Source organism: Pedobacter immunditicola, assembly GCF_037482985.1.
In the GTDB taxonomy this organism is placed as follows: domain Bacteria; phylum Bacteroidota; class Bacteroidia; order Sphingobacteriales; family Sphingobacteriaceae; genus Pedobacter; species Pedobacter immunditicola.
In genome coordinates this window covers 16,624-33,666 of the sequence record NZ_JBBHKC010000012.1, presented here as the reverse complement: position 1 = coordinate 33,666, position 17,043 = coordinate 16,624, and the positions used below count along the sequence as shown (strand labels likewise).

12 protein-coding genes are annotated in these 17,043 nt (G+C 41.7%); 5 read left to right on the top strand and 7 right to left on the bottom strand.

All coding sequences use genetic code 11. The annotated features are described in order from the left end of the window. Window positions 1-4: 4 nt before the first annotated feature. Window positions 5-907 carry a helix-turn-helix domain-containing protein gene (locus WG905_RS18090; RefSeq protein ID WP_339593167.1) on the bottom strand — a complete coding sequence of 301 codons (903 nt, stop codon included), beginning with the start codon at window positions 905-907 and terminating at the stop codon, window positions 5-7. A gap of 138 nt (window positions 908-1,045) precedes the next feature. Here WG905_RS18090 and WG905_RS18085 point away from each other — a divergent pair, with 138 nt between their 5' ends. The 3 genes from WG905_RS18085 to WG905_RS18075 are packed head-to-tail and all read left to right on the top strand — an operon-like array spanning window position 1,046 to window position 5,000. Further along, complete coding sequence (locus WG905_RS18085) at window positions 1,046-2,365, top strand: TolC family protein (RefSeq protein ID WP_339593166.1); 1,320 nt, start codon at window positions 1,046-1,048, stop codon at window positions 2,363-2,365. 18 nt (window positions 2,366-2,383) lie between these two features. Beyond that, window positions 2,384-3,418: an HlyD family secretion protein gene (locus tag WG905_RS18080; protein WP_339593165.1), complete on the top strand. Its 1,035-nt coding sequence runs from the start codon at window positions 2,384-2,386 to the stop codon at window positions 3,416-3,418. Window positions 3,419-3,422: 4 nt separating this feature from the next. After that, window positions 3,423-5,000, top strand: coding sequence for an efflux MFS transporter permease (locus WG905_RS18075; protein ID WP_339593164.1), 1,578 nt, complete (start codon window positions 3,423-3,425; stop codon window positions 4,998-5,000). Between the two features lie 240 nt (window positions 5,001-5,240). Here the strand turns inward: WG905_RS18075 and WG905_RS18070 are convergent, their stop codons facing one another. After that, window positions 5,241-5,714: a hypothetical protein gene (locus WG905_RS18070; protein WP_339593163.1), complete on the bottom strand. Its 474-nt coding sequence runs from the start codon at window positions 5,712-5,714 to the stop codon at window positions 5,241-5,243. A gap of 103 nt (window positions 5,715-5,817) precedes the next feature. Between WG905_RS18070 and WG905_RS18065 the strand changes: the two genes are divergently transcribed. Continuing rightward, on the top strand, window positions 5,818-7,095 hold the full coding sequence (locus WG905_RS18065; protein WP_339593162.1) for an ATP-binding protein: 1,278 nt from the start codon (window positions 5,818-5,820) through the stop codon (window positions 7,093-7,095). 39 nt (window positions 7,096-7,134) lie between these two features. Here the strand turns inward: WG905_RS18065 and efp are convergent, their stop codons facing one another. Beyond that, window positions 7,135-7,695, bottom strand: coding sequence for an elongation factor P (gene efp, locus WG905_RS18060; protein WP_339593161.1), 561 nt, complete (start codon window positions 7,693-7,695; stop codon window positions 7,135-7,137). 218 nt (window positions 7,696-7,913) lie between these two features. Between efp and WG905_RS18055 the strand changes: the two genes are divergently transcribed. Then, complete coding sequence (locus WG905_RS18055) at window positions 7,914-8,780, top strand: PfkB family carbohydrate kinase (RefSeq protein WP_339593160.1); 867 nt, start codon at window positions 7,914-7,916, stop codon at window positions 8,778-8,780. Here the strand turns inward: WG905_RS18055 and WG905_RS18050 are convergent. The 4 genes from WG905_RS18050 to WG905_RS18035 all read right to left on the bottom strand — a co-directional run bounded on the left by WG905_RS18050 (window position 8,773) and on the right by WG905_RS18035 (window position 16,675). Beyond that, window positions 8,773-11,349 (bottom strand): M1 family metallopeptidase, encoded by a 2,577-nt coding sequence (locus WG905_RS18050; protein WP_339593159.1) that lies wholly within the window; start codon window positions 11,347-11,349, stop codon window positions 8,773-8,775. The two genes, WG905_RS18055 and WG905_RS18050, sit on opposite strands and share 8 nt — an antisense overlap. Before the next feature lie 81 nt (window positions 11,350-11,430). Further along, window positions 11,431-12,216, bottom strand: coding sequence for an exodeoxyribonuclease III (gene xth, locus WG905_RS18045; RefSeq protein ID WP_339593158.1), 786 nt, complete (start codon window positions 12,214-12,216; stop codon window positions 11,431-11,433). 47 nt (window positions 12,217-12,263) lie between these two features. After that, window positions 12,264-13,970, bottom strand: a complete 1,707-nt coding sequence (locus WG905_RS18040) for a mechanosensitive ion channel family protein (protein WP_339593157.1) — start codon at window positions 13,968-13,970, stop codon at window positions 12,264-12,266. Between the two features lie 248 nt (window positions 13,971-14,218). Continuing rightward, window positions 14,219-16,675 carry a TonB-dependent receptor gene (locus WG905_RS18035; RefSeq protein ID WP_339593156.1) on the bottom strand — a complete coding sequence of 819 codons (2,457 nt, stop codon included), beginning with the start codon at window positions 16,673-16,675 and terminating at the stop codon, window positions 14,219-14,221. Between the last annotated feature and the right edge of the window lie 368 nt (window positions 16,676-17,043).

Here is a 17,043-nt window from a genome sequence, read left to right as displayed (position 1 = left end):
ATGGTTATGCGTTCATTTTCTGTCTGAATTCTTTAGGGGACAGTCCGCTTTTTCGCTTAAAGAATTTCCCGAAAGCAGATTGATCCGAAAAATGAAATTCCTCTGCAATTTGCTGAATAGTAAGTTTTGGTTGCTGCAGCAATACTTTCGCCTCACTAAACAGCAATTGAAAGATCAGGTCGGAGACTGTTTGTCCGCTAAGCCGCTTTAAGATCATGGTCAGGTAATGTGTTGTGATATGTAGTTTATCTGCATAGAACTCTACATAATGCTCAGATTTATAATTCAGGACCAGCAATTCTAAAAACTGTTCAAAATAGAGTTCATCGCGACTTTGTTTGCCTGCGCCATCCTCGTGGACCTCCTTTTCAATGATATGACTTAAATCAAGGAAGAAGATCAGCAAGGCGCTCAGGATCATTTCCTGGTGATAACGGTGTTGCTCATTTAACAAAATCTTCCTTACAAATTCCAGACGCTGCAATAGTAAGTTGCTTTCGGTTTCGCTGAGCTTTAGAAGCGGTGTTTTATACATTTTAACCCCATATTTAACACGTTTGTAAATCATATCGGTCGAAAACATCTCGTCTATATAATCTTTCCCCACGTACAACACCACGCATCGAAAATCTTTGCTGAATTCCTGGATTTTAAAAAAGTGCCCAAAGGAAAGCAAGATGATCTCGCCCTTGGAAATTCCATACTTCCTGAAGTTGATCTCGATATGTGATGTTCCACTTAGAACCAAAATAAACATAGATGACTGTAAGTAAATATTGGTGTCGAGGTGCTGGTGCAAGTGTGCCGGCGTTAAATGTAGGATATTGATTTTGGCTACATTTTCAATAGGCTCATCCACTTTTTTGAACAATTCTTTGTCGGTCTTTATCGCTGCGTCTGCTTTCATATGGAAGGAGTAATGCTGCAAATATAGGACAATATTAGTGTTATAGTTTCATAATTAACCAATTTACTAATTTTTTGGAAGAATGTGTTTTCGCTAAAATGCCGGACTTTTGCAGTTGATTTTATAACTCAAATTTTTATGCATAAGGTGATCTATCTACTTTTTACACTCTCAGTTTTTGTGAGTATTCAACCTTTAGCTGCACAAGAGTCTCAAAAACTTCCGGTAACACTGGAGGAGCTGTTTAAAATGGCCGACGAGAACAGTCGTACACTGAAAATATCGGCGTACAATGAGCAATTAGCAGCGGAGGAGGTTCAGGAACAGAAAAACAAATTACTGCCTTCCCTGGACGCAACCCTTTCTTTTTCTTACAACGGCGACGGCTGGATTTCAGACCGGGATTTCTCCAATGGGATGAGCGTACCTATTCCTGGCTACGGCAACAATTTCGCTTTGGAGGCCACGCAAGCTATTTATGCCGGCGGCGCAATTAAAACTGCTATTGAAGTAGCAAAACTTGATTTAATGGTGGCCCAGTTAGATAAGGAAAAAAACAAACAAGACATCCGTTTCTTAATTACAGGCTATTATCTTGAATTGCAAAAACTTCAGAATCAGAAACAGATCATGGAGCATAACATCGATCAAACCGATAAATTGCTGGTGCAAATCAATAATAAATTCAAAGAAGGTACAGCTTTGAAGAACGCAGTTACCCGTTATGAATTACAAAAGCAATCGTTAGAACTGGCCTTGCTGAAATTAGAGAATGGCGAAAAGATCATCAATAAGGAACTGGTGAAAACACTGCAATTACCTAAAGGCACCCAATTAGCGATCAGCCCTTCCGTTGCCCCTTCATCTGCGACGCAACAGGCTTCAGTGCAGTGGCAGGAATTGGCCCTCAACAACGCGCCTGTGTTGAAGCAAATGGAATTGTATTTACAACAAGCGAAACATGGCGAAAAACTGGCAAAAGCAGATCAGCTACCACAGTTGTTTGCCTTTGCAGGAGATAAATTAGAAGGGCCGATTACGATTGAAATTCCAGCGATCGATAAGAATTTCAACTATTGGTACGTAGGGCTAGGGGTAAAATATAACATCGCTTCCCTCTATAAATCGAAATCAAAAATCAACTCGTCTAAAATTGCCACTCAAAGGGCGATGGAAAACAATGAAATGGTGCAGGATCAATTGGCTACAGACATTGAGACCGCTTTGATCCGCTATCAGGAGGCGCAGGACATTTACAAAACTCAATTAAAAGGTGTGCAATTAGCGACTGAGAATTACAATGTCATCCGCAATCGCTATGTGAACAGTCTTGTATTAATTACAGAAATGCTCGACGCAGAAAACTCAAAGATTGATGCAGAGATGAAAGCAGCCAATGCGCAGATCAACATTTTATACCACGACTACCAATTAAGAAAATTAGCAGGAACGCTCTAACCAATATTTAAATCCATTATGACACACAAGAATAAAAAACTCATCTATAATATCGTAGCAGTTGCCATCGTTGGTGCAGGCATTATCTATGTAAGCTCAAAATTCATTCATTTAGGTGACGTTGAATATACCGACAATGCCCAGGTAAAACAACTGATCGTTCCTGTCAACTCCAGGGTATCGGGCTTTGTGAAAGAAATCCGTTTCGACGAATACCAGGCAGTGAAAAAAGGGGATACCCTGGCCATCATAGAAGATGCAGAATTCCGCTTCCGCCTGGCACAAGCCGAAGCCGACTATCAAAATGCTTTAGCTGGCAAACAAGTGGCCAATTCCTCTGTAAATACTGCGCAGAATAATATTGCTGTTTCTGATGCAGGTCTGGCAGAAGTGAACGCCCTGGTACAACATGCCGCGAAAGAACACCAGCGCTATAAGAATTTATTGGCCCAGGAATCTGTAACCCAACAGGAATATGATGGCGTATACACTAAATATGTTTCCCTGAAAGCGAAATACGAAGCATTACAACGCCAGAAAAAGTCGACTGTATTAGTGAAAAATGAACAAAATGTTCGTTTGACACAAAATGATGCTGGCATACAACTGGCAAAGGGAGCGCTGGATTTAGCGAATTTGAATCTGACTTATACGGTCATCGTAGCGCCTACAGATGGCTTTACCGGCAGAAAGAACTTGCAGGAAGGCCAGTTGATCCAACCCGGACAAACCATTGTCGACATTGTAGATCAAAACGAAAAATGGGTGATTGCCAACTATAAAGAAACGCAAACGCATTACATTAAAGACGGACAAGAAGTAGAATTAGCAATAGATGCCTTGCCCAATGTGGTTCTAAAAGGCGTGGTTAAATCAATGGCTACTGCTACAGGTGCTAGTTTTTCTGTTATTCCACAAGATAATTCTGCTGGAAACTTCGTGAAAGTAGAACAGCGGATTCCTGTGCGCATTGAATTTGCCGCAGACACTGATGCAAAATACCTACAGCAGATAAGAGCAGGTATGAATGTAGAAAGTACAGTAAAATACTAATTATATGCACCATAACGGACCTTTTGCCATACCGGCAATCAATAATTTTATACCGGAAAAAATTAAGCCCTGGATCATCATTCTTTTTGTGATCGTATTCCAGTTTACGGGTGGTGTTTACCTGGCAACAGCCAGTCAAATGGTAGGGGGCACTGCCTTGATGCAAGAGGATATCCTGATGGCGGGCTATGCTTCATTGGCTGGCATGGCCTTGGTTTTTGCGGTGATGCTGCGTCTTAAAATGCGCTTTACCTCGAAGTTTTCCTTTTTAACCTGTATTACCGTACTCATTTTATGTAACATCATTAGTTTATATACTCATCATGTGGCCGTTTTGGTGGTCACCTGTTTCATAGCAGGCATCTTCAGGATGTGGGCGACTTTTGAGTGTAATTCTACTATACAATTGTGGTTAACGCCGAAACGTGATCTGAGTATTTTCTTTTGCTTTATCTACTTGTTGGTACAGGGAAGCATATTGCTTTCCGGTATCCCGAATATGTATATTGCCCTGTTCTCGAGTTGGCAGTATATGCACTGGCTAATCATCGGTGCCTTATTTATGGTGATGCTTGTGGTACTGCTGATCTTCAACAACAAACAAATGATGCGTCCATTCCCTTTATTTGGTATCGATTGGCTAGGGGCTTTGATGTGGGGATTGATCCTGTTATGTGTGAATTTCATTTGCGTATATGGCGAGCATTATGACTGGTTTTATGCAGATCAGATCAAAATTGCTACTGTATTTTTAGTGGTGCTGCTGGCCTTAAATCTTTACCGTGCCTCGTTCATCCGGCATCCGTTTATTTCGTTGGATACTTTTAAGTATAAAGCGGTATATGTCCCTTTTTTCTTGTACATCATCGTAGATGTTTTTCTCGCGCCTGCACACCTGGTGGAGCATATTTATTTTGAAAAGATTTTACACTATGACGCGATGCACCTGATCCATATCAACTGGATGGGTATGTTAGGGGTAGTAGCAGGGGCAGTATTTACCTATTATTATTTCGCCTTGAAGAAGAACTCTTACAAATCGACATTTCTGATCGGGTTTTCCGGTATTATGATGTATTTGCTGACCATGTATTTCCTGATTGATTACCAGACAACGAAAGAAATGCTGATCGCACCGATTTTCTTTAGAAACTTTGGATATGTGGTCATTGCCATTGTACTGCTTACTAATTTGCTGAAGGTGCCTTTCCATCATTTCTTCCAGGCTATATCCGTACAGGCCTTTGTTAGTGCTGCCTGTGGAAGCGCAATTGGTGCTGCCCTATTGCATCACTTGTTCAACGGGATCGCCACGAAGAACTTTCAATTGCTCTCGGCAAACTTTGACCGGGTAAATCATCAGCTCGCCAATATTACGCCGCCAGAATTAGCTGCGTTATTACAAAATCAGGTGTTGATGGTGTCGTTTAAGGAAGTGTATGGTTTATTGCTGATCTTAAGTATCGGCTGTTTTATAGGGTTCTTGTTTTATAAATATCCATACTTGCCTGTTAAAACTTTATACCCCAAAATGAGAACGATCAGGAGGATGTTGAGGAAGGAAATCGCGGAATCGGAGTAAGCCTGCTTTACATACTGTAAACTCATATTCGTATAGGACACCTTCATGTTTAGCTACTTTTCATAAGGCGTTATCAGGGCGTTACCAGGGCCTTCATAGGGCCATTAGCCCAATCAAGGCCCTAGCAATGCCCTACCAACGCCCTGATAACGCCCTGATAACCTATAATTATTCCTGAGACTTTAAAGATGTAGCTTTAAGGACTGAAATGAGCATTATACTTAACCATACAGATTTGCACTATTCTAACTGCCGGACATACTTTTCAATAGTTACCCTGTTTACACCTGCAGCTTCGACTTTTTCTTCACCACTTTGAACCAGGGTATCGTTCTTTAACTCGATATTAAAGGTGAAATCATGCCCTTCCCAGTCTCTGGCACTGCAATATTCCAATTGTTCCTTGTACGTAGTCCCTGTTAACTGATATCGACCACCACCAGCGACAAAAAGCGCAGTCGTGTCTTTTCCTTTATTTAGATCATGCTGTAAAAAAGCGAAATGAGTTTGGTTGATGATTTTGATAAAACTTACATTTTTGTTGTAATCGGTCACTGTGGAATCACCATTCTCAACGGTAGTAGTCATCAAAAGTTTCCAGGTTCCAATCATTGGGTTTGATACCGTGTTTGAGACCTTTTCAAGTGGCGCTCCTTTACAGGAAATAATGATGATGCAGCTAAAGAGCAAAACGCATTTTTTGGTTAATGTCATGATAGTTTTTGATGAGAAGCATAAATATACGCTTGCTTTAATCTTTCCACAACATTATTTAATACCCTTGATTAATATTATATTCGCTAATTATTTTAGTAAAATGTCGGAAAAAGTTAATATTACTTCCAAGGGGATACAAAAGGTTTTAAAGACCTTTAATGAAAAACAAGCCGTTGCAGAATACGTTTGGAATGGCTTTGATGCCCAGGCCAGTAAAGTGGAGATCAACTATTCATTTAATGAACTGGGACGTTTGGACAGTCTGGAAATTTCGGATAATGGCTACGGCATTAATTTCGACCACCTGAAGCAAAAGTTTGATCCCTTTTTTGAATCTGAGAAGTCAAACCAGATCACCGTGCCTAAACATACTTCAAAAATGCACGGGCGGAATGGCGTTGGACGCTTAACATTTTTCACCTTCGCTCATAGTGCCACCTGGACAACCTCTTTTAAAACTCATAAAGGCTATCATCAGGGACAGATCCACATCAATACCGGCGAGTTAAACGGCTATACACATGATTTTTCCCGGGCACCGACCAGAGAGGGGAACACGGGTACCAAAGTTTCCTTTACCAACCTGAAGATAGCTAAGGAGGATCTGGAATTTTCAATTATTCCGTTCCTGATTAATGAATTTTGTTGGTTTATAGAATTGAATAAACAGAAGGCTTATGAAATTTTAGTGAATGGGATCGCCCTGGATTTTAGCTCCAATATAAAGTGCCTGGAAGAATTTGAATTAGCATACGAGGAGACTGATGTAACCTTTAAGGTAAAATATGTGCAATGGCAGGAAGGACTGCATAAAGAACTTTCTAAGTACTACTTTCTGACGGATGGCGAGGAAGTATATAAAGATTTTACGACGCTTAATAAAAAGAGTGACGACTATTTTCATAGTGTTTATATTGAAAGTACTTTTTTTAGGGATCTTGACTTTAGGAACCTGAATGAGGGACAAGTAGGTATGTTCGGTCCGGCCCGGTCTTCGCCGGAATATCGCTATCTGATTAACAAACTAACAGAATATTTAAAGGGCAAAAGAAAGCCTTTCTTAAAGGAGTACGCAAATAAATTAGTGGATGATTTGGAGCAGGATGGTATTTTTCCAAACTATGAAACAGCGCAGGAAATGACGCTCAGGAAACCGGAACTTATAGCGGTAATTAAGGCTTTATATGAAACAGAGCCTAAGTTGTTTAGTGGTCTCAATATAGATCAGAAGAAGACATTGATCAGGTTCCTGGATCGCTTACTCATCTCTAATGAACGTAGAAATGTATTTGGTATATTGAATGAAGTCTTAGCGCTGGAACCGGATGAAAGTGAGGGTTTAGCTTCACTTTTAGCCCCTGTTGAAGCGAAATTATAGAATAATGACCGCCATCCGGAGATGACGGTCAAATTATCTTTATTTCACACGTTCAACATATTCGCCGGTACGGGTATCTACTTTTACTCTATCACCTTGGTTTACAAACAAAGGTACCTTCAGTTCTACACCATTTTCTGTGGTCACAGATTTCTGTGCACCCGATGAGGTGTCTCCTTTAACAGCTGGCTCGCTGTAGGTAATTTCCAGTTCTACGAAGTTTGGTGCCTGTGCCATAATGGGCTCTTCACTTTCAAAAGAAACGATCACATCCATTCCTTCTTTAAGAAATCTCGCCGAAGGACCGAATAATGCTTTGGGGATATTGAACTGATCAAAAGTAACATTGTCCATTACCACAAAATATTCACCTTCCTCATATAGGTATTGGTAATCACTAGTTTCAACACGGCAAATCTCAACCTGCTCGTCAGTCCCTAAACGAGCATCCACAATTTTTCCGGTTTTAATGTTACGAAATTTCCCTAAATAGAAAGCTCCGCCTTTGCCTGGTGTACGATGTACGATTTCTGAAACTGTTACCAGTTCGCCGTTAAAACGTAAGATATTTCCCGTTTTAATTTCAGATGCCTTTGCCATATAATTATAATTGTAAATTTGTGGCCAAAGATATGTGCTTTTTTGTATTTAAAGTTGAAACCTGTAAATTTTGTCGATTGAAATGCTAAATGGCAGACTATCACCTTTCTGGCTTACGGCTACGTTGTCTTGTGCTCTTTCTTTGTATGCTTGACAAAACTCTTATTTTGCCCGATAATTAAATTCTAAAATATTATCTTGCAGAATTTACTTGAAAAATGGTTGATATCTGTTGTGTAGGACACATTACTTCTGATAAAGTGGTTACCACGTATTCCACGATGTACATGGCTGGTGGCACGGCCTATTATTTTTCTTATCCTTTTTCCAAACTTGATGTCAGTTATCTTTTAGTCACGGCGCTTGCGGCTGAGGAAATAAACTATGTTACTGATCTTCGTATGCATGGGATCGCTGTGGTGGTACAACAGAGTGCCCATACAGTGAATTTTGAGAATATCTATAGTGAAAACCAAGATTACCGGACACAGAATGTCTTGCAACTGGCTGATCCTTTTTCAGAGGAATTTTTATTGCCAGTAGAAGCGAAAATCTTCCACCTGGGGCCCTTACTGCCCGATGATATCTCCGTGGGACTTATTAAGCTGTTAGCAGCTAAAGGTAAAATAAGCCTGGATGTGCAAGGGTACCTCAGAGAGGTGATCGACCAAAAGGTGTACCCCCGGGATTGGCCGGAAAAAATTGAAGCTTTGCAATATGTGGATATTCTAAAAACCGATGAAGGGGAATTGGCTGCCTTGACGGGCTGTACTGAGGTGAGAAAAGCTGCAAAGATGGTGGCGGAGTGGGGGGTGAAAGAAGTCGTCATCACTAATGGCAGCCATGGCTCATTGATCCTTTATAAGGATGTTTTCTATCCGGTACCTGCCTTTCCTCCCAAAGTCATTGTCGATGCAACAGGCTGTGGGGATACTTATATGGCAGGTTATTTATACAAGCGGAGTAAAGGGGCTGATGTACTGCAGGCGGGCACTTTTGCTGCTATTTTAGCCAGCAAGAAAATGGAATCGGCCGGGCCGTTCAAGGGCAGTTTCGACGAATTACCTTTATCGCCAATCAATTAACCTCCTGTTTTAATATAGTTTGACTCCTATAGAGATTATCTGTGGCCTGCAAAATCTTATCCTTCAGGTTAGTATTATAAGTTGGGTGTTCCTCTAAAAAAGCAGAAACCACCTGGTAGGCTTCCTGCGATTGGTAATTTCCAAATGTCGCCGATAACCAGGATTGTGGAAAGAAGATATCACCTGTTTTTTGAATCTCTTCTAAAAGTTCCAGGCTTTCCGGCAGGTAGTTGATGGAGCTGTGTTGTCTTAAAGGATGATGCAGATAAGCTAAACCCGCATTTACCCATGATTCTTTTCCACGGTTTTTACGATCCTTCAGGCTATTAAAAAAAGAATCTCTTTCCTCAACCTTTGATGATAGTGCAGGAATTAGAAAAAGAAGACGGTTTTTACGGTCGATATTGGTGATGCGTGCTGCTTCCTGTTGCAAAACAGTAGTGGCACTGTCTGTTTTTAAGGCAATGAATAAGGCAAGCGCGGTATAATCATCTTCATTCAATTTAACACCTTCAGGTGCTTGTTTTTTCTCCCAGATCCTGTAAATGGTTTTTGCTGCGTCTTCACTTAAATAGCTATTTTGATAAGCGTTGAAAAGGATTTTTTTATGATTTGGAAGTTTTTGCTGTTCCATTGCAGTCCATAATGCTTTCTCTAAAACCGGGCTAAACGCCAGCCGCTCCGCCGTTGTGCTAAAGGTCCAGTAAAGATTGGTGAGGTAATCTGTCAGCAGTCGCAGGTTCATCTCGTTTTGCTCCGTCTGTAAGCCTTGTGTAAATAACTGCAGCAATTCTGCGGGTTTGAACGACTGCCCCGCCAATACATTTTCAAAGGCGTTAATGTAAACAGCGGCACGTGCTACGGGATCCTGAAGTTTGAATACCTCATTCATCAGTGCTTGATCCACCGGAAACAGACCATAACCCATTCCATCTGCATTAAACAAAATGGCGTTCGGTCTTTCAAGGCCCTTCATACCCTTCAAGTTCAATGTTTCTTCTTGAAGATGAACGGAAATGTTTTTAGTATGGTTAGCATAAATAAGTTGAATGCTGAAGTTTTGTGGCCAGATGCGTTTGTTACCCATCTCAGCTTGCTGCCTGATTTTAAATTTATGGATTTTATTCCCTTTATATTTTATTTGATAGTCGAATACCGGCCTGCCTGGCTGATTTACCCATATCTTATTCCATTCATTCAGATTGGCCTCGCTGTGTTTATTTAAAATCGCAATGAGGTCAGGCCATGTTGCATTTTTATAGGCGTATTGCTGCAGGTATTCCTGTATGCCCTTTTGAAAGTTTACTGTGCCCATTAGCTGTTCCAACTGTCGCATCATAATTGGCGCTTTGTGATAGATAATATTGCCATACATGGAACCTGCATGCTGCAGGTTATCTAACTGCTGACGGATCGGATTGGCACCACGGGTACGGTCTATGGCATAAGCTGCCGGATAGTGATTTTGCAGAAACTTCAGGTTGAAGGTTTGTTTGCCCATCAATTCTTCTGTCACCTTATCTGCGATGAAATTTGCGAAAACCTCCTTCATCCACACATCATTGAACCATTTCATAGTCACCAGGTCACCAAACCACATATGTGCTGTTTCATGATAAATAAGATTAGCCCGGGAAATGAACTGATCTTTGGTGCTACCTTCACCCAGAAAAAGACTGGATGATTTGTAATGAACCACCCCCGGATGTTCCATGCCGCCGAATTGGAAATCGGGAATTGCCACAAAACCTACCTTTTGAAATGGATAGGGGATGCCTGTCCAGTTTTCAAGGAACGTGTTAGCCTCGTGGTGTGCAATAAATATAGAATCTATGCTCAATTTAATTTTGTTGCTGTCTGTTTCACGATGCAGGAAATCCATACTCCGCCTGCCCATGCTCCGCTTTAACTCCTTGAATTTCCCTGCGGTGAAAGAAAACAAATAAGTAGGGAGTTTTTCTGTATTTGAAAAATGATAGGTATTTCGCTTATTGTTAACAAGTGAATCTACTTTTTGGCCATTAGCCAGTACTTTCCAATCATCAGGCACTGTTAAACTTAACTTGAAACTGGCCTTCAAATCAGGCTGGTCAAAGCAGGGAAAGGCAGTCCTCGCATGAGCCGGAACAAAAAGAGCATACAGGTAATCCGGATTCCGGTTGAGAGATTCGTTCCCTGCAATAAATTGTATGGCGATATGATTTGACCCGGTTCGCAGGTATTCTGCATCAATCAACAGGTGTTCATTTTGCAAATTCACCGCTATACTGGTTCCGTTGACCCTGATCTTTTTCACATGATCGGCACTTTGTTTAAAATCCAGCTGTAAGATGGGAGGGACAGTGCTGAGGTTGAAACTCAATTCTTCATTTGCTTCAATAGCAACGTTTATTGCTGATGGAATGTTAAAATGAAGCTGATATTGAATTTCACTGATTGCTGCACCTCGTTGCCTTGCCAATTCGAGGGATACCCCTGGCTCAATTGCAATAGATGCAGGTGCTCGCTGTGCCATGACAGCAGAACTCCAGGTGAGCAGCAGGAGAAGATAATTGATATAGGTGTTCATCGATGTTTGCGGTTAAAACCCACAATATATCTAAAATTTAATTCAAGATACAATGGTTCCACCCGGGAAGCGTAATTGTCGCTATAAAGGTGTAATATCAGCCAGTTCAATCCATACAGGGGCATGATCACTGCTTTTTTCCCAGCCGCGAACGTTTCGGTCAACGCCTGCAGCAAGCAGCCTGCCATCAACCTGCGGACTCAAAAGGAAATGATCAATCCTTAACCCTGCATCCCGGCTATAGGCATTGCGGAAGTAATCCCAAAAGGTGTAAATCTTTTCTCCAGGGTGAAGCTTTCGAAGGGCATCTGTCCAGCCCTGATCTACCAGGGTTTTAAATGCCTGGCGAACTTCAGGCCTGAAAAGAGCATCATTTACCCAACGCTCGGGCTTATAAACATCCAGGTCTGTAGGCATCACATTATAATCTCCAGTGAGGACCACCGGCAGATCGTATTTTAGAAGTTCTTGTGCATGAGATCGGAGACGTTCAAACCAGCGGAGTTTATAATCAAATTTCTCTCCCGGCGCCGGATTTCCGTTAGGTAAATAGAGGCAGCCGATGATGATGCCACCAACAAAAGCTTCAATATAACGGCTGTGCGTATCTTCGTCTTCACCGGGAAGTCCACGTTTAGTTTCCTTGATTTCCAGGTTGCGGGAAAGGATAGCCACGCCATTCCAACTCTTTTGTCCGTGCCATATGGCCTGGTAACCAGCATCCTGAATTGCCTTTTCCGGGAATTTCTCCTGCGGTGCTTTAAGTTCCTGCAGGCAAACAATGTCCGGTGTTGTCTCCTCAAGCCAGCGAAGCAAAACCGGTAACCGTCCGTTTACACCATTAACATTATAGGTCGCTATCTTCATATTAAAACATCTATCTTAAAATAAACACTTCTAACCGATAGCTTGTTTTAACATGGCTCATCATCTCTCCAGCTTTTTACTTTCTCTCCAGCTGCTTTAGACTTTTCTTCAGATAAACCAGGGTCCTGGGTGAGATACACGGTCTGTGAACGGAGCGCAAAACCAGTACCGCTGGCTTCTACCACATCCATGATCTTCAACAATAACTCTTCCTGTATTTCCAGAAACTCATCATTATCTCTGGTCAATATATAAGCGAACACTTCTATATTTAGTGCATCAGTACCAAGTGAGATGAAGCGGACGCGCGCAACGTGGGGATCCATTTTTGGATGTGAGCGCAATACTTCACGGATTTCCACAAGCAGGTACCTGATTTGGTCTGGTGTAGTTTCATATCGAAGTCCAAAAATGGGGCTAAACAAGAACTTATCTCTAGGCGCAAAGTTTTCTATTTTCGTAGATGATAATTCCCCGTTGGGAATGCTCACGATGGTACGGGCACCTGTGCGGATTTGTGTAGTACGCATCCCAATTTCCTCCACTGTTCCGCTAACATCACCTGCTTTACAGTAGTCGCCTACGCGAAGGGGACGATCTGCTATAATGGTGACACTGCCCACCAGGTTTTCAACTGTTTTTTGAGTTCCTAATGCCAGCGCAATACCACCGATACCCAGGGCTGTTAACCAGGTGGTTACATTGAAACCAAAAGTATCCAATATAATGAGGATACCGAGGATAACCAGAGCAACTTTAGCGGCTCTTTTAAGAAAAAGTATAGCTGAAACCCCCGAGTGGTTGCCTCTCAACCGCAAACGCTTCTCGCTTAAATTGGAAAGAAAATCTACCAGCTGCCAGAATAAAAGCAACACCGCAATAAAGCCAACAATGATGGTTAAATCACTTAAACGCTGACGAATGAGCAGGGATATTCCGATTTGCCGGCTGGCGACCACAAAAAACCATACACCAAGATAAATTTGTATAGGTCTTACGAATGACTGGATAATACCCGCTGTAGCTTCTTCCCGGGCTTTACGCCACACTAATGGAATAATATAAACAATAGCCCTGGTTATAAAACCCGCAATAAAGTAAGCCAGGACGATGAGTATCAAAATGGCCAGCCAATGGGCCACCGGCACAGCACCCCATTTTGTTTCCAATAGCGTGTCAGGGGATACTTTTTCAACCAATGTGGCTTCCTGGGCCTGCAGGGTGTCTATCGGTATATTTTGCAGTGTTTGTGAAGAAAAAAGCCAGATGGGTGCACCATCTTTGTCACGCGTATGTTCCAGGATTAAATCAAAAGTTTTATCGTTAACTGTTGCTTCACCAATCCGCTCCAGTTCAGGACTTAAGTTGTCATCTCTATGGCCTTCTATTTCTTCGCTGAGCCGTGAATAGGGTAAAATCCTGCCATGCTCTTCAATTAATTTTCGAAAAGCCTGCGCGAGTTTTATCTGGTCTGTTTCCTTGTTTAATTTGGTGTCAGCTTTAAAATATAAAACAGCTGTCTGGTAATCTTCTGAAGTTGCAGCCCTTAAATATCCTTCTACGGTGCCATGGGGGGTACGTCTGCCAAGAGAATCTGGCGGCCACACACGGGTAGAGTCTAACAGTGCATTTTTAGCATCGTCAATTACCGTGGAAGTGTCCTGTGCCTGAGCCTGACTTGAAAACAAGGTTAAGCTACAAAGAATAAGAAAAGTAAACAGGTTGTTAGTCAAGCGTGTTTTTACGTAAGTCATGTCTAATACAATTGTTGTAAACTATGCTAGTCTATTACCATTAATAGCTTACAAATTCATAGGACTGGCAATTACCATGATTAGTAATTGTCGTCATTTCATTTACAAAGTAAACGAACTTGATTTAGTATTATTCTTTTTTTTAAATTATTCATATTGAAGATTAAAACTGCAGGTAGCAGGGTATAATCCAGGCATAAATTGGTTCGGGTGGTTTTATTAAAGAGCACCCTTAAACCGGTACTCCATTAGTTATCACCACTATCATCCTCCACAATTTTCTCCTTTCCTTTTTCCTTATCATCCTGTCTTTCATTATTTCCAAAGCGGTAGCTAAAAGTGAGCATGGTAGTGCGGAAAGACCGCCTGTCCTCGAAATTCCTGATGAACTGTCCGGTTTGTGTAAATCCTCCCCATCGGCGCTGGTTAAAGGCGTCCCTAACATTCAAGAGCAAACTTCCCTTGTTGTTTAAAATGTTTAGCCGCAATGCTGCATCCATTACAAATGTCCCTATTGATTTACCCTGTGCCAGAATTCTCGGTGCATTGTAATTCCCCCTAACCTGCGCGGAAAGGGCTCCCGTCAATCGGATGTTGGAAGATAAATTAGCATCCCAGTTGATACCATCTCTTTCCGGGAGGTTGAAGTCACTGCTGCCTTTAAACTTGTTATAATACACATTTACATTCCCCGTAAGGTCAAGAGACTTGCCAAAGTCCGTTTTAGAGATGAATTCAAAGCCTGTTGCTTCGTTTCTGCTGATATTCATCCATTGTGAAAGGGTTGCAGAGCTGGAACTATCGGCACGCTGGGTAATGATCTGGATGACATCATTGACCCTGCGGTGATAAACAGAGGAGGTTAAAGATGTTTTGCCCCAGGTCTTGCTGTAACCCAGTTCGAAAGAATGGATATCTTCCGGCCGCAGATTTGGGTTTCCTTGGCGGATGTTCAGGGGGTCAGAAATATTGATAAAGGGGTTAACTTGCCAGCCGTTCGGGCGATTTACCCTGCGCGAATAACTAATTTGCAGTTGTTGGTCCTCTGCAAACTGCTGGGTCAGAAAAGCGCTTGGGTAGAGGCGAAAATAATCAAGCCGCCCTTGAATTTCTCTCTCTGCAGCTGGAATATCAGGGTCAAATGCGATGGTTGTGGTATTCAGGTAAGACTGTTCTGCACGTAGACCAAGCTGAAAACCGAGTTTGTCTGTCAGCTTATTTTGATAATTTGCATAGATGGCATGAACTTCCTCTTTCAGTTCAAAATTGTTACTCACATTATAATCTGGCAAGAAACTGTTGCTTAGCTGATCAAACCTGGTGGATAGCTGTGACTCATCTTCATTTTCAATTGAACTTCGGTAACCTGCTTCAAATTTACTTTCTTCGTTAAAAGGCAGGATATAGTCGAGTTGAATATTGATATTGTCGCCTTTTTCATAGGTATCATTTATCCTCCTGTCGGCAGGAGTGGCCGTATTGCTGAAGCTTTGGTTGAATTCCTGCAGCCCATCCTCCTTGTTGCGGCCATAAGCTGCATTAAAAGTCAGTTCCTCGCCAGCCTGCTTAAATTCTTTTTTAAAGTCCAGGTTGAAGTCATAACCAAAATCATCTTCCGATTGCCTTGCAAACCTGCTGCTTGTGCCATTTAGTTCAGGCAAGTTTTGATAGCGGTAAAAAATATCTTCATTTCGCTGGTTATCCCGGACACTGAAATTACCAGAGATGCCTATTGTGGTGGTTTGGTTAATGAAATAATCGACACCCAATTTTGCAGAATGACCAAGGCCTGACCGGTCGCCTTCCGTATTATTGTTGACCAGCCCATTGTTTTCAAAATACCTGGTTAAACTCTCCCCGTCACCAACCCGCCTGAACCTTCTAAAATCGTAATTCCCATAATAATTGAAAGTGCTGTCCCTGTAATTGAGAGAAATGCCGGAATTGTAATTATGATAAGAACCGCCAGAAGCCGAAACAAGGCCATTAAGTCCGGTGCGGATGTTTTTTTTTAAGACAATGTTAATGATACCCGACTGGCCTTCGGCATCATACTTGGAGGAGGGGTTGGTAATTACTTCTATGCGTTGGACCGAGTTTGCTGGCAGCGATAACAATACCTGTGTAACATCACTTCCGGCCATTGCTGAGGGCTTGCCATCAATCAGGATTCTAACATTACTGGAGCCTCTTAAGCTTACATTTCCATCTGCGTCAACGGAAAGCGAGGGGATGTCTGATAGTAGATCCGTAACCGAACTGCCCTGACTGATCAGGCTTTGTTCCACGTTGAACACTTTTCGGTCGATTCCAATGACCATACCGGGTCTAGGCGCAGTAACCACAACTTCCTTTAAGAATTTTGTCCCTGAAACGTGAAGTGGTATATTGCCGAGTTTTAACTGCTGACCGTTGTTAAGCGCTATATTTTGCCGTTCATAAGTGCGGTAACCCAGGTAACCAATTCTTAATATGTATTTACCGGGAGCTATGGCTTTGAAATTGAATTGTCCTTGATCGTTAGTTTTCATGCCCTCCACAGGTTTTTGATCTGCCTGGGCGAGCAGGACCACACTCGCATACTCGAGCGGCTTTTTGCTGGCTGAATCAAGAACGGTTCCAGTAATTAGTGCGTCACGTTGAGCGTATAAACGCTCAACTGATATCATTCCGATAACAAAGGTTAAAACTATAAGTCGAATCATGCCCTTAATTTATTCCGTTTTGCATTTTGTGATGTTGAGCGGGTTGTTCCTTGTGCTAATTTAGATCTTGAATCTTCTAGCCTGTACTTCTTAAGGCTGATTTTTCTGTTTGGGATGTGCTTGATTAACCTAATCATGGGCCTGTATAAAGACTTAACTATTAAAATTAAACATTTTTTAGCAAAGCTTGTTTTACGGGATTCATTAAAAAACCCGTTGTTTAGGGGTTAATTATAGCGTTAAATAAACTTAATTTTAATTATTGTAGCGTTTAGACTGTGCAAGGAGTTTATACCATCAAAAACAAATATTAATATTAGGAAGACGAAACCATCATTAGCTTGCTGTTACAAACCACATTGAATAAG